The organism is Rhizobium sp. 268 (assembly GCF_036571585.1).
Classification (GTDB): Bacteria; Pseudomonadota; Alphaproteobacteria; order Rhizobiales; family Rhizobiaceae; genus Rhizobium; species Rhizobium redzepovicii.
The window spans coordinates 269,287-288,419 of sequence record NZ_JAPPSO010000010.1 but is presented as its reverse complement, the minus strand read 5'-3'; the positions used below and the strand labels follow the sequence as shown (position 1 = coordinate 288,419).

At 63.9% G+C, this 19,133-nt stretch carries 16 protein-coding genes; 10 read left to right on the top strand and 6 right to left on the bottom strand.

What is annotated here, in order from left to right; all coding sequences use genetic code 11:
• Positions 1-138: 138 nt before the first annotated feature.
• The 3 genes from OS035_RS21260 (at position 139) to OS035_RS21250 (ending at position 3,684) form a co-directional block, all read left to right on the top strand.
• The gene (locus OS035_RS21260; protein ID WP_097626273.1) at positions 139-825 is read left to right on the top strand and encodes a response regulator; all 687 of its coding nucleotides are present in this window, start codon (positions 139-141) and stop codon (positions 823-825) included.
• Positions 826-827: 2 nt separating this feature from the next.
• Positions 828-2,117 (top strand): HAMP domain-containing sensor histidine kinase, encoded by a 1,290-nt coding sequence (locus tag OS035_RS21255; protein ID WP_097626272.1) that lies wholly within the window; start codon positions 828-830, stop codon positions 2,115-2,117.
• 115 nt (positions 2,118-2,232) lie between these two features.
• The gene (locus tag OS035_RS21250; protein ID WP_183780238.1) at positions 2,233-3,684 is read left to right on the top strand and encodes an efflux transporter outer membrane subunit; all 1,452 of its coding nucleotides are present in this window, start codon (positions 2,233-2,235) and stop codon (positions 3,682-3,684) included.
• A 10-nt stretch (positions 3,685-3,694) separates the two neighbouring features.
• On the opposite strand, the gene OS035_RS21245 is transcribed toward OS035_RS21250, so the two are convergent.
• From OS035_RS21245 to OS035_RS21220, 6 genes are read right to left on the bottom strand one after another with little or no spacing between them, the layout of a single operon-like run.
• Complete coding sequence (locus OS035_RS21245) at positions 3,695-4,531, bottom strand: HpcH/HpaI aldolase/citrate lyase family protein (protein ID WP_331814047.1); 837 nt, start codon at positions 4,529-4,531, stop codon at positions 3,695-3,697.
• Positions 4,528-4,980: a MaoC family dehydratase gene (locus OS035_RS21240; protein WP_183780233.1), complete on the bottom strand. Its 453-nt coding sequence runs from the start codon at positions 4,978-4,980 to the stop codon at positions 4,528-4,530. The genes OS035_RS21245 and OS035_RS21240 overlap by 4 nt, the downstream gene beginning before the upstream one ends.
• Positions 4,980-6,845 carry an ATP-binding protein gene (locus OS035_RS21235; protein ID WP_183780231.1) on the bottom strand — a complete coding sequence of 622 codons (1,866 nt, stop codon included), beginning with the start codon at positions 6,843-6,845 and terminating at the stop codon, positions 4,980-4,982. The genes OS035_RS21240 and OS035_RS21235 overlap by 1 nt, the downstream gene beginning before the upstream one ends.
• 8 nt (positions 6,846-6,853) lie before the next feature.
• Positions 6,854-8,464 (bottom strand): carboxyl transferase domain-containing protein, encoded by a 1,611-nt coding sequence (locus OS035_RS21230; protein ID WP_183780229.1) that lies wholly within the window; start codon positions 8,462-8,464, stop codon positions 6,854-6,856.
• Positions 8,461-9,606: an isovaleryl-CoA dehydrogenase gene (locus tag OS035_RS21225; RefSeq protein ID WP_183780227.1), complete on the bottom strand. Its 1,146-nt coding sequence runs from the start codon at positions 9,604-9,606 to the stop codon at positions 8,461-8,463. Before OS035_RS21225 ends, OS035_RS21230 begins: the two co-directional genes overlap by 4 nt.
• Before the next feature lie 43 nt (positions 9,607-9,649).
• On the bottom strand, positions 9,650-10,684 hold the full coding sequence (locus OS035_RS21220) for an AraC family transcriptional regulator (RefSeq protein ID WP_097626265.1): 1,035 nt from the start codon (positions 10,682-10,684) through the stop codon (positions 9,650-9,652).
• A gap of 130 nt (positions 10,685-10,814) precedes the next feature.
• Here OS035_RS21220 and OS035_RS21215 point away from each other — a divergent pair, with 130 nt between their 5' ends.
• The 7 genes from OS035_RS21215 to lpdA all read left to right on the top strand — a co-directional run bounded on the left by OS035_RS21215 (position 10,815) and on the right by lpdA (position 18,879).
• Positions 10,815-11,582, top strand: a complete 768-nt coding sequence (locus OS035_RS21215; RefSeq protein ID WP_018246760.1) for a 3-hydroxyacyl-CoA dehydrogenase — start codon at positions 10,815-10,817, stop codon at positions 11,580-11,582.
• Positions 11,583-11,605: 23 nt separating this feature from the next.
• On the top strand, positions 11,606-12,793 hold the full coding sequence (locus OS035_RS21210) for an acetyl-CoA C-acyltransferase (RefSeq protein WP_183780225.1): 1,188 nt from the start codon (positions 11,606-11,608) through the stop codon (positions 12,791-12,793).
• A 14-nt stretch (positions 12,794-12,807) separates the two neighbouring features.
• Entirely contained in the window at positions 12,808-13,935 is a 1,128-nt protein-coding gene (locus OS035_RS21205) for an acyl-CoA dehydrogenase family protein (RefSeq protein ID WP_097626263.1), read from the top strand.
• A gap of 62 nt (positions 13,936-13,997) precedes the next feature.
• Positions 13,998-15,230, top strand: coding sequence for a 3-methyl-2-oxobutanoate dehydrogenase (2-methylpropanoyl-transferring) subunit alpha (locus OS035_RS21200; protein WP_097626262.1), 1,233 nt, complete (start codon positions 13,998-14,000; stop codon positions 15,228-15,230).
• A 1-nt stretch (position 15,231) separates the two neighbouring features.
• Positions 15,232-16,245, top strand: coding sequence for an alpha-ketoacid dehydrogenase subunit beta (locus OS035_RS21195; RefSeq protein ID WP_131711263.1), 1,014 nt, complete (start codon positions 15,232-15,234; stop codon positions 16,243-16,245).
• A 3-nt stretch (positions 16,246-16,248) separates the two neighbouring features.
• Entirely contained in the window at positions 16,249-17,478 is a 1,230-nt protein-coding gene (locus OS035_RS21190; RefSeq protein ID WP_331814046.1) for a dihydrolipoamide acetyltransferase family protein, read from the top strand.
• A gap of 3 nt (positions 17,479-17,481) precedes the next feature.
• Entirely contained in the window at positions 17,482-18,879 is a 1,398-nt protein-coding gene (gene lpdA / locus OS035_RS21185) for a dihydrolipoyl dehydrogenase (RefSeq protein ID WP_097626259.1), read from the top strand.
• Positions 18,880-19,133: the final 254 nt, after the last annotated feature.

Genomic DNA, 19,133 nt, shown 5'->3' with positions numbered 1-19,133 from the left:
CCGGGATTCGAGCATGATGCCGAAAAGTGTGAGCGGTTTTCTCAAGACATCATGCTCTAACTCTTTAATGTAGAACAGGATTCAGATTTTAGGCCGACCAGGCCTAAAATCATCCTGTTCTAATGACGGACGAAGTGAATGAACAAGGTTCTCCTCATCGACGACGATGCCGAGCTGACGACGCTTCTGCAGGAATATCTGATCGAAGAAGGGTATGACGTCGCAACGGATACCGACGGTCGCGCCGCCATTGCCGCTGCCGCCGGCAATACGGTCGATATCATCGTGCTCGACATCATGATGCCTCGGATGAACGGGATCGAAGTTTTGCAGAGAATCCGGAAACTGAGCCAGGTTCCCGTACTGATGCTGACCGCAAGAGGCGACGACGTGGACAGGATATCGGGCCTCAATCTCGGTGCCGACGATTATGTGCCGAAGCCATGCTCGCCGGGTGAATTGGCGGCGAGGCTGCGCGCCATCCTGCGCCGCGCGGGGCAGCCGGCAGCCGGCGCATCGACCGACACGATCAGGGCGGGGCAGCTGGTGATTCACTCCGGCAGCAGAAGTGCTGAATGGCGCGGCGAGACTTTGGAGCTGACCGGCACCGAATTCAGCCTGCTCGAAGTCCTCGCCCGCAGCGCCGGTCAGCTGGTGTCGAAGCAGGATATTTCAAAGCGGGCCTTCGGCAAGCCGCTCACGCCGTTCGACCGCCGTATCGACGTCCATATCAGCAGCGTTCGCCAGAAGCTCGGCCTGAGGGAGGACGGACAATCCTGGATCCAGTCCGTCCGCGGTCAGGGCTATCAACTTCTCGTGGACTGACCATGCCCCGGCTTTTCTGGAAATTCTTCAGGATCATCTGGCTGACGCTGGCCGCAAGCCTCGCTGTCATCATCCTTATCGTCAAACTGCTTCAGGCGGTTCCCTTCGCAGGTGAGCTGGAACAGGAGCGGCGGGCGCTCGTGCTGAACCTGACGGCAAATATTCTGGTTGAGGACGGCGAAGACGCCGCGGCCCGTTTTGTCAGCACAAGCGAGAAGACTCAGCCACTGGGCCTCAGCCTTGCGAAACCTGCGCAAGCCGATGCCTGCGCCGGGAAGAACACGGTGACCACCCGATCCGTGCTGAAGGATGGCGTGTGCTATCGGCTTTCCGTGTCGGCTCCAGCCAGTTCCATCTTCGACAATCTTGGTCCGTTCATGCCGTGGTTCACCATCCTGATCGCCAGCACGATCGCGGCCGGCGCATTGGCGCGATATCTCATTCGCCCCGTCGTGCATCTGCGCGACGGTCTGAGCGCTCTTGCCCATGGCCGCTTCGATTTTCGCATCGGCGACAAGATGGCTGGCCGAAAGGATGAGGTGACGGCACTCGCCTATGATTTTGATGCGAGCGCCGCCCGCCTTCAGGAATTGCAGGATGCGCAGCAGAGGCTGTTCCACGACGTCTCCCACGAACTGCGTTCGCCTTTGTCCCGCCTGCAGGCGGCCGTCGGCGTTCTCAGGCAAAGCCCGGCCAAACTCGGCGCCATGCTCGACCGTATGGACCGGGAAGTCGAACGGCTCGATACGCTGGTCGGCGAGGTTCTGACCCTTGCCAGGCTGACGGCGGGTTCCGGTCGGCCGCTGAAGACGCAGACCCTCGACGTCATCGAGCTGCTGAATGAAATCCTCGGCGACGCGGCATTCGAGGCCCAGGCCCGCGAGGTGACGATCACGACGAGTGTCGACGGCGTCTTCCGGGCCGAGGTCGAAGGCGAACTGATCTACAGGGCGCTCGAAAACGTCGTCCGCAACGCCGTCAAATATACGGCCGAGCATTCGCGCATATCAGTATCCTGCGAGGTAGGGCCCGACCGCCTTACGATCCGCGTTGGGGATCAGGGGCCAGGTGTCGGCCGGGACGAACTCGAACGCATCTTCCAGCCGTTTTCCCGCGGCAAGGACGCCGTGCCGAGAGGCGGATACGGCCTGGGACTTGCCATCACCCGGCAGGCGATCGAACGTCACGGCGGGCGCGTGCATGCCTCGCTGCCGGAGGCCGGCGGCCTGGCGATCATGCTGGAGCTTCCGAGGCGGCCGATGCCCTATGGTGTGGCCGGCGATGAAAGCTGATTTAGACCGCTCGACGGGCGGTGCCGGATTTTACCTAACTTTACAGTTTCTTAACCGCCATTAACGCTGGTCTCGCTAAGCCTGAACCCACGATCCCGGTTCAGAAGGCTCGCCCGTGAGTACGTCGCTTCGCACAAGACTATCATCCCTCCGCTACGCCGCATCCGCACTGACGTTTCTGCTGACCGGCTGCGTCAGCGGCCCGGATCATGTTCCTCCGCAAATGCCGCTTCCGGTCAAATTCGAAGAAGGGGGCAACAAGAGCAACGGCAATGTCGTGACGGCCGAGTGGTGGACGGCCTATCGCGACAAGCGGCTCGACGGTCTGGTGGCGCACGGCCTCAGCGAGAACCTCGACGTGCAGCAGGCGCTCGAAAGCATCAACTCGGCTTCGGCCAATGTCACCGTTGCCGGCGCCGGCGGCTTGCCGAGCCTGACTGTCGACGCTTCGCACACATTATCCGGCGAGAAGGGCCGGCTGCGCACGACCGTCGGCACCACGAACACGACGGGTGGCGAGGCCAGCCTCTCCTGGCTGCTCGATTTCTTCGGCCAATATCGTCGCTCCAGGGAGAGCGCAATTGCCTCGTTGGGGGCCGCCTATGCGACCGCAGATAACGCCAAGCTCACTTTTCTGAAAGACCTCGTCGAGAGCTATATCGACGCCCGCTACTACCAGGAGCGCATTGTGCTTTCAAAAGCGAGTTTGAAATCCCGCCAGCAGACTTACGAACTGACGCAGCTGCAGTTGAAAGCCGGTACCGCCTCCCGCCTCGACGTCGTGCAGGCGGAGGGCCTGGTACAGTCGACAAAATCCGACATTCCCGGCCTGGAAAAGAGCTTCACGGAATCGGCCCATCACATAGCCACCCTCATTGGAATGCCGGCATCCGCGCTGATGGGAGAGCTGCAGAAGAGTGCGGGCCAGCCGGTGTTCCGCGGCGATCTTCGCGCTGGCATTCCGGCCGATCTGATCCGCAACCGTCCCGACATTCGCAAGGCCGAACGCGAACTGGCGGCCGCCGTTGCCGATATCGGTGCAGCCGAAGCCCAGCTCTACCCGTCGATCTCGCTCTCCGGCTCGATCTCGCCGAGTTGGGTCAAATCATCGGGCGCCAAAGGCGCAAGTCTGACCAGCTGGTCCTTCGGACCCTCGCTTAACCTACCGATCTTCGACGGCGGCACGCTGCGCGCCAATGTCGATATCGAAAAATCCGACGCGAAGACCCAGTATCTCGCCTGGAAGGCGGCAGTGCTGAACGGCGTCGAGGAGGTCGAAAACGCTCTGTCGGCCGTTCGCCGCGACACGCAGACGTTGGAGCCGCTGCGCCGGCAGGTGCAGACGGCGCAGGAATCGCTGGCGCTTTCGACCACGAGCTACAAGGACGGCGCCTCGTCGCTACTCGATATCCTGGAGGCGCAGCGTTCGGTCTCCGATGCCGAGGCAAGCCTTGCCGGCACCGTGCAGCAGGTCGCCAAGGACTACGTCGACCTCTACGTCGCTATCGGCGCCGGTTACCTGGAGCCGCAGCAGGTCGCCACCAAACCAGCCGCAAAGTCGGGCTGATCGGCAGAGGCTATTGTCCGGCGCTCTTCAAAAGGCGGAGCGCGAGCTTGAGATGCGGCAGGTCAAGCATGCGCCCGTCAAGCTGGATGACGCCGGCGTCGGGCCTGGCGGCAAAGGCGGCCGCAACTTTCTCTGCCCAGGCGATTTCGGACGCATCCGGCGTGAAGGCGTGGTTGATCGTCTCGATCTGGCTCGGATGGATGGCCATCATGCCGGAAAAACCGTCGCGCCGGCCGCGGCCGGCATAGGCCCTCAAACCGTTGTGATCGCGGAAATCGGGATAGACGGTTTCGATCGCCGGAACGGCGGCGGCTTGCGCTGCAAATAGCATGAGCGAGCGGGCAAGCTCGTAAGGCGGCGTATAACGGCCGTCGGTCCTCCGCGCGGTCGTAGCCCCCATGGCGGCCGGCAGATCCTCGGCCCCCCAGGTCAGCCCGCAGAGGCTGGCCGAAACCTCCCGATAGCTGCCGATCTCGAAGATGGCGGACGGCGTTTCCGTCGCGATCGGCAGGATGGGAATAGCCGATGCGAGGGAGTTTGCGAGCTTCAGCACGGAAGCGGCCCCCTCGGCCTTCGGCAGCATGAGAGCGAAAGGTTGGAGGCCGGTCAGGGCGGCAAGGTCGTCTTCGAATTCAGGCGAGGCGAGGGGATTGATGCGGATCAGGAGAGCGGTTTCGCCGGAATGGTGCAGGGCGAATTCGTGCACGCTCTCGCGTGCCCTCGGCTTATTCGCAAGCGAAACCGAATCCTCCAGATCGAGAATGACGGCATCGGTGCCCGAGGCGAGGGCTTTTTCGAAGCGTTCCGGCCGGTCGCCGGGCACGAAGAGCAGCGAGCGCAGCCTCATGACGGCTTCACCTTCAGCATCGCCGTGCGCAGGCACTGACAGACGATCTCATCGCGCTGGTTGAGGGTGATGTGCCGGAAGGTGACGATGCCGGCGTCGGAGCGGGAGTTGGAGCGGCGCAGCTCCGTCACCTCGGTTTCCACCCGCAACGTATCGCCGATGAAGACCGGTTTCGGCATCGTCACCTTGTCGTAGCCGAGATTGGCGACGAGCGTGCCGAGCGTGGAGTCGCCGACCGAAAGGCCGACGGTGAGCGCAAAGGTGAAGGTGCCGTTGACGACGATCCGGCCGAATTCGGTGCCGGCCGCATATTCGGCATCGAGATGCAGCGGCTGCGGATTGTGGGAGAGCGTCGTAAACAGCAGGTTGTCGGTCTCGGTGACCGTGCGGCGGATGTCGTGGGCGATGCGGTCGCCGATTGCCCATTCGTCGAAATAGCGGCCGGCCATCACTCCTCTCCCTTCATGACGGTGACGACCAGCTGGTTTTCCGAGACCCTGGCGCCGGGGGAAACCTGCAGTTTGCCGACGATGCCGTCGAAGGGCGCCCGCAGCGTATGCTCCATCTTCATCGCTTCGACCGTCAACAGACGGTCCCCCTTGGCGACCGGATCGCCTTCGGCGATATCCACCGAAATGACAAGGCCCGGCATGGGTGAAAGAATGGCGCCGTCGCCCACGCCGTGATTTGCCTCGACCTCCCCCGCATGGGGCAGGCCGATCGACCAGGCATTGCCCGCATCGAAAAGCACCGTCGCCTCGTTCATCTCGACAGCATTCGCCTCGAGGTCGGCGCGGGCACGGCCCCAATGGAGATGACCGTCAATGCGCACGCGCACGCGGCCGTCGTTTGGCCCGGCGATGCGGAAGCCGGTCAGCGTGGACCAGGGGTCGCCATCCATGTCCTTCGAAAGTGCCGTGGCCGCTTTGTCGATGACGGTTTCATCGGGCTCGCTGGCGACGAGGTTTTCGCCGTGGCGGTCGAGGAAGCCGGTATCGATCCGCGCGGCGCGAAAATCCGGATCATTGGCGATGCGGGCGATGAGGCCGGCATTGGATCTGACCGGCCAGACCTCGATGCCGGCACAGGCGGCGGCGAGCTTCGAAAGGGCGGCCTCACGGTTCGGCCCATGCGCGATGATCTTGGCGATCATCGGATCGTAAAAGGCGGTGATCTCATCGCCCTCAACGACGCCGCTGTCGACGCGGGTCGTCATCGGCAGTTTGAGATGGTCGAGCTGGCCGATCGAGGGCAGATATCCAGCGGCGGGGTTTTCGGCATAGAGCCGGGCTTCGAAGGCCCAGCCCTTCATTGTGATCTCTTCCTGGCTTTTCGGCAGCGGCTCGCCGCTTGCGACCGTCAGCTGCCAGAGGACCAGATCTTCGCCCGTGATTGCCTCGGTGACCGGATGTTCCACCTGCAGGCGCGTGTTCATCTCCATGAACCAGATTCGGTCGGGATCGAGGCCCGAGGAGGCATCGGCGATGAATTCGATCGTGCCGGCGCCGACATAGTTGACCGCTCTTGCGGCCTTTACCGCCGCCTCGCAGATCGCCGCCCGGGTGGCGGCATCGAGGCCGGGGGCAGGGGCCTCTTCGATGACTTTCTGGTGACGGCGCTGCAGCGAGCAATCGCGTTCGAAGAGGTGGACACAATTTCCAAGCTTGTCGGCGAATACCTGCACCTCGATATGGCGCGGATTGGCGATATAGCGCTCGATCAGAACGCGGTCGTCGCCGAAGGCGGAAGCCGCTTCACGCCCGCAGGAGGCGAGACCTTCGGCGAAATCCTGCGGCCGGTCGATGCGACGCATGCCCTTGCCGCCGCCGCCGGCGACGGCCTTGATCAGCACGGGGTAGCCGATGATATCGGCTTCGGCCGCGAGCCTTGCTTCGCTCTGGTCCGAGCCGAGGTAGCCGGGGGTGACGGGCACGCCCGCCGCCTGCATCAATTGCTTGGCGGCGTCCTTCAGTCCCATGGCGCGGATGGCGGCCGGCGGCGCGCCGACCCAGATAATGCCGGCCTCTTCAACCGCTTCGGCGAATTCGGCATTTTCCGACAGGAACCCGTAACCGGGATGGATGGCGGCAGCACCTGACTTTCGGGCGGCTTCCAGGATGCGCTCCTGTGAGAGATAACTCTCTCGGGCCGGCGGCGGGCCGATGGCGATCGCCTCGTCCGCTTCCCTGACAAAAGGCAGGCCGGCATCGGCCTCGGAATAGACGGCGATGGTGCGGATGCCGAGCATCTTTGCCGTGCGGATGATGCGGCGGGCGATCTCGCCCCGGTTGGCAATGAGGAGACTTTCCATCATACCGCGCCTCACATCCTGAACAGGCCGAAGCGCGGCCCTTTCGGGATCGGCGCATTCAGGCAGGCCGAAAAGGCGAGACCCAGCACATCGCGCGTCTGGCGCGGGTCGATGATGCCGTCGTCCCAGAGACGGGCCGTGGCAAAATAGGGATTGCCCTCCGCCTCGTAGCCGGCGCGGATCGGTGCCTTGAAGGCCTCCTCCTCGGCGGCCGACCAATCCTCACCGCGCGCCTCCATCGCGTCGCGGCGGATGGTGGCGAGCACCGAGGCCGCCTGTTCGCCGCCCATGACGCTGATGCGGCTGTTCGGCCAGGTAAAGAGGAAACGCGGGCGATAGGCGCGGCCGCACATGCCGTAATTGCCGGCCCCGAAGCTGCCGCCGATGATGACGGTGACTTTCGGCACGGTGGCGGTCGCAACGGCCGTCACCAGCTTCGCCCCATCCTTGGCGATGCCGCCGGCCTCATAGCGGCCGCCGACCATGAAGCCGGAGATGTTCTGCAGAAAGAGCAGCGGCACGCGGCGCTGGCAGGCGAGCTCGATGAAGTGGGCGCCCTTCAGCGCGCTTTCGGAAAACAGCACGCCGTTATTGGCGATGACGGCGACCGGCATGCCCCAGATGCGGGCGAAGCCGCAGACGAGCGTGGTGCCGTAGAGCGGCTTGAACTCATGCAGTTCCGAGCCGTCGACGATCCGGCCGATCACCTCGCGCACGTCATAGGGCGAGCGCACATCATCCGGAATGAGGCCGATGAGATCTTCGGGATCGAGTTTCGGCGGGCGCGGCGGCGTGACGTCGATATCGACGGATTTGACGCTGTTGAGGCTGGCTGCGATATCGCGAACCAGGAGCAGCGCATGTTCGTCGTTCTCCGCGACATGATCGACGACGCCGGAGCGGCGGCCATGGGTCTCGGCGCCGCCGAGTTCTTCGGCCGAGATGATTTCGCCTGTGGCGGCTTTCACCAACGGCGGGCCGGCCAGGAAGATCGTGCCCTGATTGCGCACGATGACCGTTTCGTCCGACATGGCCGGCACATAGGCGCCGCCGGCGGTGCAGCTTCCCATCACGCAGGCGATCTGCGGAATGCCTTCGGCCGACATTTGCGCCTGATTGTAGAAGATCGCGCCGAAATGGTCGCGGTCGGGAAAGACCTCCGCCTGATGCGGAAGATTGGCGCCGCCGCTATCGACAAGATAGAGGCAGGGCAGCCGGTTCTGCAGGGCGATCTCCTGCGCCCGCAGATGTTTCTTCACCGTCAGGGGGTAATAGGCGCCGCCCTTCACGGTCGCGTCATTGGCGACGATCATCACCTCACGGCCCGAAACGCGGCCGATGCCTGATATGATGCCGGCGCCCGGCGCCTCGTCGCCATACATGCCGTTGGCAGCCAGCGTGCCGATCTCCAGGAAGGGGCTGCCGGCATCGATGAGCAACTGGATGCGGTCGCGCGGCAGGAGTTTGCCCTTGCTTGTGTGGCGCTCGCGTGCCGATTGCGATCCGCCCTCACGCGCTTTCGCCGAACGGGCGTGGAGCTCGTCGATCAGGGTTCTGTTCTTGACGGCATTGGCCTTGAAGCTGTCGCTGTCGGGATCGATCGCAGTCGAAATCACCGTCATGACGCAATGAGCTCCCGGCCGATCAGGTAGCGGCGGATCTCGTTGGTGCCGGCGCCGATATCGTAGAGCTTGGCATCGCGCAGGAAGCGTTCGACCGGCCATTCCCTGGTATAACCGGCGCCGCCGAGCGCCTGGATCGCCTCCAGCGAAACCTTCACCGCATTCTCGCTGGCAAAGAGGATCGCGGCGGCGGCGTCGGTGCGTGTCGCCCGGCCGGCGTCGCAGGCCCGGGCGACGGAATAGACATAGGCGCGGGCCGAATTCAGCGCGACATACATGTCGGCGATCTTGGCCTGCATCAGCTGGAAATCGCCGATCGGTTTGCCGAACTGCTTGCGATCGCGCACATAGGGCAGCACGACATCGAGGCAGGCCTGCATGATGCCGAGTGGACCGCCGGCAAGCACGGCGCGCTCGTAGTCGAGGCCGGACATCAGGATCTTCACGCCTTCTCCCTCCCGGCCCATCAGCGCCTCGGCCGGCACCTCGCAATCCTGGAACACCAGTTCGGCCGTGTCGCTGCCGCGCATGCCGAGCTTGGAAAGTTTTTTCGAGACGCTGAAACCAGGCAGGCCTTTTTCGATGATGAGGGCGGAAATGCCTTTCGGACCAGCCGCCGGATCGGTCTTGGCATACACGACGAGCACGTCGGCATGCGGCGCATTGGTGATCCAGAACTTGGTGCCGTTCAGGATATAGCGGTCGCCCTTTTTCTCGGCCCGTAGGCGCATCGAGACGACATCGGAACCGGCGCCAGCCTCCGACATGGCGAGCGAGCCGACATGTTCGCCCGAGATCAGCTTCGGCAGATGGCGGTGTTTCTGTTCCGGCGAGGCCCAGCGGCGGATCTGGTTGACGCAGAGATTGGAATGGGCGCCGTAACTCAAGCCCACCGAGGCCGAGGCGCGGGAGACTTCCTCCATGCCGACAACGTGTTCGAGGTAGCCGAGACCGGCGCCGCCGAATTCTTCCTCGACCGTGATTCCATGCAGGCCGACCGCCCCCATCTGGGGCCAGAGCTGGCGCGGAAACGTGTTGCTTTCGTCGATCTCCGCGGCCAGCGGAGCGATATGATCGGCCGCAAACCGCGCCGTCGTTTCACGGATCGCGTCCGCGGTGTCGCCGAGCGAAAAATCAAACATGGCACTCCTCCCGCTGAAATATGTAGCGCGGGTTGCGGAAGGTTCAAAGTGTCCTTGATTGCAATGGCCCATCCAATTGCGAGAGAGCTTCCTCCCGGCGAAAGACCTCGGGGCTCTTGCCCATCCATTTCCGAAAGGCTCGGAAGAAGGCGCTCGGCTCGGAATAGCCGAGCTGCACGGCAATCTCACCGATGGACATCGAAGTGTTCAGCAGCAGTTCGACGGCGAGATCCCGGCGGATGTCGTCCTTGATGGCGGCATAGCTTTGTCCCTCGTCGTGCAGACGGTGGCGTAGCGTGGAGGGCGGCATTCGCATATCGGCGGCAAGCTCGGTAAAGCGCGACCAGGCAGCCGGCGTGGCCAGATTCAGGCGGCGGCGGACGGCGGCGGCGATACCGGCATCATAGCGATAGCGCACCAGAATATTGGCGGGCGCGCCGCGCAGGAACTGTTTGAGCGCCTGTTCGCTGCGCGCCACCGGCAGGTCGAGCAAGGCGCTGTCGAAGCCGAGCCGGCTGATGGTTTGCGAGAAACGCACTGGCGCGCCGAAGAAGAGCCGATAGTCGGCGCCTTGTTTGGGCTCCGCGCAGCGGAAATCGACGAGCCGGATCGGAATGCGCCGGCCGACCAGCCAGCAGGTGATGCCGTGCAGGATGATCCAATAGGTGCGATAGGCGAAGGCTGAACGCGGGCCGCCGGCATCCGTGAGCTCGACCTCGGCCAGGCCGTCGCGGATGACGAGCCGTCCCCTGGGATCGTCGAGCACGACATCGAGGAAACGCAGCGCTCGGCGCAGGGCGTGGCCTAGCGTTGGCGCATGCAGCACAGAGTGGCAGAGCAGCGTGAAGCTGCCGCCGCGCATCGGTCGGCCACCCATGCCGAAGAATTCGTCGTCGAGCTCGGCGGCGATTGCCAGCCAGAGCGCGCCATAGGTCTCGGCCGACACCGGTTGATCGACCAGCGGCGGCAGTCCCACACGCGCAAGAATAGGCTCTGTCGGCTTGTCCAGCCGCCGAAGGCTGTCAAGGGCCTCCTCGACAAAGGCCGGTGCAATCATGCGTCGCTCGATTTCGGCCATCGCGCCCTCTATGGCAAAACTGTCCGAAATAATGGAGCAGTTCTGTCATCGCTTGCAATAGGTCGACGGAATAGAATCCTGTCATTCGGCTGAGCCTGGAGGAGGCGTGGCCGGCAGGAGGAACAGGTCCATGCTGATCCGAGGTGCAAGTTTCATCGTGACCGGCGGCGGCTCCGGCCTCGGCGCGGCAACAGTGCGCATGCTTGTGGAGGCGGGCGGGCGGGTGACGATCGCCGATCTCAACGCGGAAGCCGGACAGGAAATCGTCCGGGAATTCGGAAGCGATGCCCGTTTCGTCAGGGCCGACGTGACCGATGGCGAGGAAGGGGCGGCGGCGGTTGCCGCTGCCATCGAAGCCTTCGGCGGCTTGCGCGGATTGGTGAATTGCGCAGGCGTCGCTCCGGCCGAAAAGGTGATCGGCCGCGACGGGCCGCACCGGCTGGAGAGTTTTGCCCGCACGGTGAGCATCAATCTCATTGGCACATTCAACATGATCCGGCTGGCAGCGGCGGCGATCCAGACTACCGAGCCGGATGCGGAAGGCGAACGTGGCGTCATCGTCAATACGGCCTCGGTTGCCGCCTTCGACGGCCAGATCGGCCAGGCAGCTTACGCCGCCTCCAAGGGCGGGGTGGCGGCCATGACCTTGCCGATCGCCCGCGAGCTTGCTCGTCACGGCATTCGCGTGGTGTCGATCGCACCCGGCATTTTCGAGACGCCGATGATGGCTGATATGCCGGCCGAGGTTCAGGCGGCGCTCGGTAAGAGCGTGCCCTTTCCACCGCGGCTCGGTCGGCCGGCGGAATTTGCCGGGCTGGTACGCCATATCTTGGAAAACAACATGCTGAACGGCGAGGTCATCCGCCTCGATGGCGCATTGCGGATGGGCGCGCGGTGAACGCTTCGCCCCAAGGAGGAAAGATGGTTTTGCAGGATCCCATCGTCATCACCGGTGCAGCGCGCACCCCGATCGGCAGCTTTCAGGGAGAGCTGAAAGAGGCGACAGCGCCGGAGCTCGGAGCGACGGCGATCCGCGCAGCGCTGCAGCGCAGCCGCATCGCGGCCGAGGCGATTGAGGAGGTCGTCTTCGGCTGCGTGCTGCCGGCGGGGCAGGGGCAGGCGCCGGCGCGCCAGGCGGCGATCCATGCCGGTCTGCCCTTCGCGACTGCGGCGAGCACCGTCAACAAGATGTGCGGCTCAGGCATGAAGGCGGTGATGATGGCGCATGACCTGATTGCCGCCGGCAGCGCCTCAGTGGCGATTGCAGGCGGCATGGAAAGCATGACGAATGCGCCCTATCTTCTTGACAAGGCCCGTGGCGGCTACAGGCTCGGCCATGGGCGTGTCGTGGATCACATGTTCCTCGACGGGCTGGAGGATGCTTATGACAAGGGGCGCTTGATGGGCAGCTTCGCGGAGGATTGCGCCGAGGCCTATCAGTTCACGCGCGAGGCGCAGGACAGCTACGCCATCGCCTCTCTGACGCGGGCGCAGAAGGCGATCGCGGACGGGTGTTTCGAAAGCGAGATCGTGCCGGTCACGGTGAAATCGGGCAAATCAGAGCAGGTGGCGAACCGCGACGAACAGCCGGGAAAGGCCAGGCTCGACAAGATCCCGTCGCTGAAACCGGCTTTCCGCGACGGCGGCACGGTGACCGCGGCGAATTCCAGCTCGATCTCCGATGGCGCGGCAGCCCTGGTACTTATGCGCCGCTCCGAGGCGGCGCGGCGCGGCCTGACGCCGCTCGCCACGATCCTCGGCCACGCCACGCATTCGCAGGCACCCAATCTTTTCGCCACCGCGCCGATCGGCGCGCTGCAGAAGCTCTCCGACCGGACCGGCCTGGCGCTTTCCGACGTCGATCTCTTCGAAATCAACGAGGCTTTCGCCGTCGTCGCCATGGCGGCGATGCGCGATCTCGACCTGCCGCATGAAAAGGTCAACGTGCATGGCGGCGCCTGCGCGCTCGGCCATCCGATCGGCGCATCGGGGGCTCGGATTTTGGTGACACTGCTTTCGGCGCTGCAGCGATACGGACTAAAGCGCGGCATGGCCGCGCTCTGCATCGGCGGCGGCGAGGCGACGGCTGTCGCCATCGAGCGGCACTAGCGGGGGGCGAGCAGATGATCCTTTCCGACCTCCAACAGCAGATCACAGATCTCGCCCGTGATTTTGCCCGCGACCGGCTGGCGCCGGGAGCCGCTAAACGCGACCGGGAGCATCTGTTCCCGCGCGAGGAACTGAAGGAGATGGGCGAACTCGGCCTGCTCGGCATGCTGGTGCCGGAGGCCTATGGCGGCTCGGATACGGGCGTCGTTGCCTATGCCGCGGCACTCGAGGAGATTGCCGCCGGCGATGGACCTTGTTCGACGATCATGAGCGTGCACAGCTCCGTCGGCTGCGTGCCGATCCTGAAATTCGGCACCGAGGAGCAGCGGCAGCGCTTCCTGCCGAAACTGGCAAGCGGCGAATGGATCGGCGGTTTTGCGCTGACCGAGCCGCAGGCCGGTTCCGACGCCTCCAACCTGAAGACCCGGGCGCGGCGTGACGGCGATCATTATGTGCTCGACGGTGCCAAGCAGTTCATTACCTCGGGAAAAAACGGCAATGTCATCATCGTCTTTGCCGTCACCGATCCCGATGCCGGCAAGAAGGGCATCACCGCCTTCGTCGTGCCGACGGAGACGCCGGGCTACGAGGTGATCCGCGTCGAGGAAAAGCTCGGTCTACATTCCACCGATACCTGTCAGATCGCCTTCAACGCCATGCGCATTCCTGCAGAATTGAGGCTCGGGGCGGAAGGCGAGGGCTATCGCATCGCGCTCGCCAATCTCGAGGGCGGGCGGATCGGCATTGCAGCGCAGGCGGTCGGCATGGCGCGGGCGGCCTTCGAGGCGGCGCGCGATTACGCTAGGGAACGCACGGCCTTCGGCAAGCCGATTTTCGAGCACCAGGCCGTCGCCTTCCGCCTTGCCGATATGGCGGTGCGGATCGAGGCGGCGCGCCAGCTGGTCTTTCACGCGGCCGCGTTGAGGGAGGCCGAAATGCCCTGCCTGTCGGAAGCCTCGATGGCGAAACTCTTTGCCTCGGAGATGGCCGAGCGCGTCTGCTCCGACGCAATCCAGATCCATGGAGGCTACGGCTACATGGCCGATTATCCGGTCGAGCGCATCTACCGTGATGTGCGCATCTGCCAGATCTATGAGGGAACGAGCGACGTGCAGCGCATGGTAATCGCCCGCAATCTATAAGAACCATACCGGCCTGTTTCCGGGGAGGGACGCACGGCCGGCAAAGGGAGGAAAGAAAAGATATGGTGGATTCCGCTCGTTTGAGCCTGCACGTCCCCGAACCCGCCGTCCGTCCGGGCGGCCAGCCCGATTTTTCCAACGTCAAGATCGCCAAGGCCGGCTCCGTGCCGCGGCCGGAGGTGGATGTCGCCTCGGAGGAAATCCGCGACCTCGCCTATTCGATCATCCGCGTGCTGAACCGCGACGGCGAGGCGGTCGGTCCCTGGGCGGGTTCGCTCTCCGACGAGGAATTGCTGACCGGGCTACGCAACATGATGAAGCTGCGCGCCTTCGACGCCCGCATGCTGATGGCGCAGCGCCAGGGCAAGACATCTTTCTATATGCAGCATCTCGGTGAAGAGGCCGTCAGCTGCGCCTTCCGCAAAGCGCTCAACAAGGGAGATATGAACTTCCCGACCTATCGCCAGGCGGGTCTGCTGATCGCCGATGATTATCCGATGGTCGAGATGATGAACCAGATCTACTCGAACGAGAGTGATCCGCTGCGCGGCCGGCAGCTGCCGATCATGTATTCTTCCAAGCAGCACGGCTTCTTCACCATCTCGGGCAATCTCGCCACCCAATATGTCCAGGCTGTCGGCTGGGCGATGGCCTCGGCGATCAAGAACGACAGCCGCATTGCCGCCGCCTGGATCGGTGACGGATCGACGGCGGAATCGGATTTCCACTCGGCGCTCGTCTTCGCCTCGACCTACAAGGCGCCCGTCATCCTCAACATCGTCAACAATCAATGGGCGATCTCCACCTTCCAGGGCATCGCCCGCGGCGGCTCCGGCACATTCGCTGCCCGCGGCCTTGGCTTCGGCATTCCGGCGCTGCGTGTCGACGGAAACGACTATCTCGCCGTCCATGCCGTCGCCCGCTGGGCGGCGGATCGCGCGCGGCGCAATCTCGGCCCGACGCTGATCGAATATGTGACCTACCGTGTCGGCGCGCATTCGACCTCCGACGATCCGAGCGCCTATCGGCCGAAGACGGAATCGGAGGCCTGGCCGCTCGGCGATCCGGTGCTGCGACTGAAGAAACATCTGATCGTCACGGGCGCATGGTCGGAAGAGCGACATGTGCAGGCCGAAGCCGAAATCATGGACGAGGTGATCGAGGCGCAGCGCCAAGCGGAGGCTCATGGTACGCTGCATGCCGGCGGCAGGCCTTCGGTGCGCGATATTTTCGAGGGCGTCTATGCCGAGATGCCGCCGCATATCCGCCGTCAGCGGCAGAAGGCGGGGTACTGACATGACCAGGATGACGATGATCGAGGCGGTGCGCAGCGCCATGGACGTCTCGATGGCGAAGGACGACAATGTCGTGGTTTTCGGCGAGGATGTCGGCTATTTCGGCGGCGTTTTCCGTTCCACGCAAGGGCTGCAGGCAAAATACGGCCGGACGCGCTGCTTCGACACGCCGATCAGCGAATCCGGCATCGTCGGCACGGCGATCGGCATGGCGGCCTATGGGCTGAAGCCCTGTGTCGAAATCCAGTTCGCCGATTACATGTATCCCGCCTATGACCAGCTGACGCAGGAAGCCGCGCGCATCCGCTACCGCTCCAACGGCGATTTCACCTGCCCGATCGTCGTGCGTATGCCGACAGGCGGTGGCATCTTCGGCGGCCAGACGCACAGCCAGAGCCCGGAAGCGCTCTTCACCCATGTCTGCGGGCTGAAAGTGATCGTGCCGTCGAACCCCTATGACGCTAAAGGCCTGCTGATCGCCGCGATTGAGGATCCGGATCCCGTCATGTTCCTGGAGCCGAAGCGGCTCTATAACGGCCCCTTCGACGGCCATCACGAGCGGCCGGTGACGCCTTGGTCGAAGCATGAGCTCGGGGAGGTGCCCGACGGCCACTACACCATCCCGATCGGCAAAGCCGAAGTACGGCGCGTGGGATCGGCGGTGACTGTAGTCGCCTACGGCACGATGGTGCATGTGGCACTTGCCGCCGCCGAAGATGCCGGCATCGACGCCGAGGTGATCGATCTTAGAAGCCTGCTGCCGCTCGATCTCGATACGATCGTCAAATCGGTTACCAAGACCGGGCGCTGCGTCGTCGTGCATGAGGCGACCCTGACGTCGGGCTTCGGCGCCGAAGTCGTGGCGCTGGTGCAGGAGCATTGCTTCTATCATCTCGAAGCGCCTGTTGTGCGCGTCGCCGGCTGGGACACGCCCTATCCGCATGCGCAGGAGTGGGATTATTTCCCCGGTCCCGGCCGGGTTGGGCGGGCGCTTGCCGAAGTCATGGAGGCCTGAGCCATGGGCGAATTCATCATCAAGATGCCGGATGTCGGGGAAGGGGTCGCCGAGGCCGAACTTGTGGAGTGGCACGTGAAGGCAGGAGATCCGGTCCGCGAAGACATGGTGATCGCCGCCGTCATGACCGACAAGGCCACAGTCGAAATTCCCTCACCCGTCAGCGGCACCGTCATCTGGCTCGCTGGTGAGATCGGAGACCGTATCGCGGTCAAGGCGCCGCTGGTGCGGATCGAGACAGCCGGCGAGGCCGACGAGGCTCAGCCGCAGGCGCGTGTTGCAGAAACGACGAAAGTCGAGATTGCGAAGCCTGCCCCTGCGGCGCCTGCCCCTGCGGCAGCGCCAGTGCCGGCGGCGGCGGAAAAGCCGCTTGCCGCGCCCTCCGTCCGGCTCTTCGCCAGGGAAGGCGGGGTCGATCTCCGGCAAGTGCAGGGCACGGGGCCTGCCGGTCGCATCCTGCGCGAGGATGTCGAGCAGTTTCTGTCTCAGGGAGCAGCGCCCGCAACGGTAAAGAATGGTCTCGCCAGAAAGACGGCGACCGAGGAGATCAAGCTGACCGGCCTGCGCCGCCGCATCGCCGAGAAGATGGTGCTGTCCACCTCGCGCATTCCCCACATCACCTATGTGGAGGAAGTCGACATGACCGCGCTCGAAGAATTGCGCGCCACCATGAACAGCGAACGCCGCGAAGCGCACCCGAAATTGACGGTCCTGCCCTTCCTGATGCGGGCGCTGGTCAAGGCGATTTCCGAGCAGCCCGAGGTCAACGCCACCTTCGACGACGATGCCGGCATCATCACGCGCCATGGCGCCGTGCATATCGGCATCGCCACCCAGACGCCCGCGGGTCTGACCGTGCCGGTGGTGCGGCACGCAGAAGCGCGCGGCATCTGGGATTGCGCCGCCGAAATGAACCGGCTGGCGGGGGCGGCGCGGACGGGGACCGCGACGCGCGACGAACTTTCCGGCTCGACCATCACCATCAGCTCTCTGGGCGCGCTCGGCGGCATCGTCTCGACGCCTGTTATCAATCATCCCGAAGTGGCGATCATCGGCGTCAACAAGATCGCCACGCGTCCGGTCTGGGACGGAACGCAATTCGTGCCGCGCAAGATGATGAACCTCTCCTCGAGCTTCGACCATCGCATTATCGACGGCTGGGATGCGGCGACCTTCGTGCAGCGCGTCCGTACGCTCCTCGAAACCCCGGCGCTCATTTTCATCGAAGGCTGATCCATGAAAGAGATTGTCTGCAAGCTCCTCGTTATCGGCGCCGGTCCAGGCGGTTATGTCTGCGCCATCCGCGCCGGGCAGCTCGGGGTCGATACGGTGATCGTCGAAGCCGGAAAGCCGGGAGGCACCTGCCTGACGGTCGGCTGCATTCCCTCCAAGGCGCTGATCCATGCCGCCGAGGAATTCGCCGCCACGCAAAGGATGCTTGCCGGCAAGAACCCGATGGGCATCCGTGTCGAAGGCGCCTCGATCGATCTTGGCAGGACGGTCGCTTGGAAGGACGGTATTGTCGGCCGGCTGACGAACGGGGTTTCGGGCCTCTTGCAGAAGGCGCGGGTCAAGATCGTCCACGGCCGGGCCCACTTCCGTGACGGCAAGACGGTGGAGGTCGAGACGGAAACCGGCCAGCAGATCATCCGCGCCGAGACCGTGGTGATCGCCACCGGCTCCGACCCGGTGGAGCTTTCCAACCTGCCATTCGGCGGCCGCGTCATTTCCTCGACGGAGGCGCTGTCGCTAACGGAGCTGCCGAAAAAGCTGGTCGTGGTCGGCGGCGGTTATATCGGCCTGGAGCTCGGAATGGCCTTCGCCAAGATGAGATCGGAAGTGACGGTCGTCGAGGCGACGCCGCAGGTGCTGCCGCTCTACGATGCCGAACTCGTGCGGCCTGTCATGCGCAAGCTTACCGAAAGCGACATCCGGGTGCTGATAGGCGCGAAGGCGATGGGCCTTGCCGACAACGGTGAGGCGTTGCTTGTCGAAACCTCCGATGGCCGGCGAGAAAGCCTGTCGGCCGACCGCATTCTCGTGACCGTCGGTCGCCGCCCGCGGACGGCGGGATCCGGTCTCGAGGAGCTCGATCTCGATCGCGCCGGTCCCTATCTCAGGATCGATGATCGCTGCCGCACCTCGATGCGCGGCATCTATGCGATCGGCGACGTGACCGGCGAACCGATGCTAGCCCATCGGGCTATGGCGCAAGGCGAGATGGTGGCGGAGATCATCGCCGGCAAGAAGCGTGCCTGGGACAAGCGCTGCATCCCCGCCATCTGCTTTACCGATCCCGAGATCGTCAGCGCCGGTCTCTCGCCGGCCGAAGCGCAAGCGCAAGGCTATGAAATCCGCACCGGCCAGTTTCCGTTCAGCGCCAACGGCCGGGCGATGACCATGGTATCGGAAGAGGGCTTCGTGCGCGTCGTCGCCCGCGCCGACACGAACCTCGTTCTCGGCATCCAGGCGGTGGGGGCAGGCGTCTCCGAGCTTTCGGCGGCTTTTGCGCTGGCGATCGAGATGGGCGCGCGCCTGGAAGACATCGCCGGCACGATCCACGCGCATCCGACCCGCAGCGAAGCGGTCATGGAGGCGGCGCTGAAAGCGTTGGGAAGCGCTCTGCATATCTGAGGCGAAGCCCGATCAGGATTCTGACGATCCTGGAAGCCGTCGCGGCTCCTCAGGGGACATCACCTTCACGTGCAGCATTTCTCGATACAACAGCCATAAGTTGGTAAAATAGCAACATCTACCATTCCCGGGGAAGAAGTGATCGCACCGAGTATTGTGCCTTGAAACGGAAAAATTGGGATATTAAATCAAAATTATAACGATAAATCGGCAGTTCGTCAGGAGGGAAACCTGATATATTCAATTATAAATCT

Coding starts and splice junctions, on each gene's coding strand:
- OS035_RS21260 (WP_097626273.1), top strand. CDS start 139: ATGAACAAGGTTCTCCTCATCGACGACGATGCCGAGCTGACGACGCTT.
- OS035_RS21255 (WP_097626272.1), top strand. CDS start 828: ATGCCCCGGCTTTTCTGGAAATTCTTCAGGATCATCTGGCTGACGCTG.
- OS035_RS21245 (WP_331814047.1), bottom strand. CDS start 4,531: ATGAGGCTGCGCTCGCTGCTCTTCGTGCCCGGCGACCGGCCGGAACGC.
- OS035_RS21240 (WP_183780233.1), bottom strand. CDS start 4,980: ATGGCCGGCCGCTATTTCGACGAATGGGCAATCGGCGACCGCATCGCC.
- OS035_RS21235 (WP_183780231.1), bottom strand. CDS start 6,845: ATGATGGAAAGTCTCCTCATTGCCAACCGGGGCGAGATCGCCCGCCGC.
- OS035_RS21230 (WP_183780229.1), bottom strand. CDS start 8,464: ATGACGGTGATTTCGACTGCGATCGATCCCGACAGCGACAGCTTCAAG.
- OS035_RS21225 (WP_183780227.1), bottom strand. CDS start 9,606: ATGTTTGATTTTTCGCTCGGCGACACCGCGGACGCGATCCGTGAAACG.
- OS035_RS21220 (WP_097626265.1), bottom strand. CDS start 10,684: ATGGCCGAAATCGAGCGACGCATGATTGCACCGGCCTTTGTCGAGGAG.
- OS035_RS21215 (WP_018246760.1), top strand. CDS start 10,815: ATGCTGATCCGAGGTGCAAGTTTCATCGTGACCGGCGGCGGCTCCGGC.
- OS035_RS21210 (WP_183780225.1), top strand. CDS start 11,606: ATGGTTTTGCAGGATCCCATCGTCATCACCGGTGCAGCGCGCACCCCG.
- OS035_RS21205 (WP_097626263.1), top strand. CDS start 12,808: ATGATCCTTTCCGACCTCCAACAGCAGATCACAGATCTCGCCCGTGAT.
- OS035_RS21200 (WP_097626262.1), top strand. CDS start 13,998: ATGGTGGATTCCGCTCGTTTGAGCCTGCACGTCCCCGAACCCGCCGTC.
- OS035_RS21195 (WP_131711263.1), top strand. CDS start 15,232: ATGACCAGGATGACGATGATCGAGGCGGTGCGCAGCGCCATGGACGTC.
- OS035_RS21190 (WP_331814046.1), top strand. CDS start 16,249: ATGGGCGAATTCATCATCAAGATGCCGGATGTCGGGGAAGGGGTCGCC.
- lpdA (WP_097626259.1), top strand. CDS start 17,482: ATGAAAGAGATTGTCTGCAAGCTCCTCGTTATCGGCGCCGGTCCAGGC.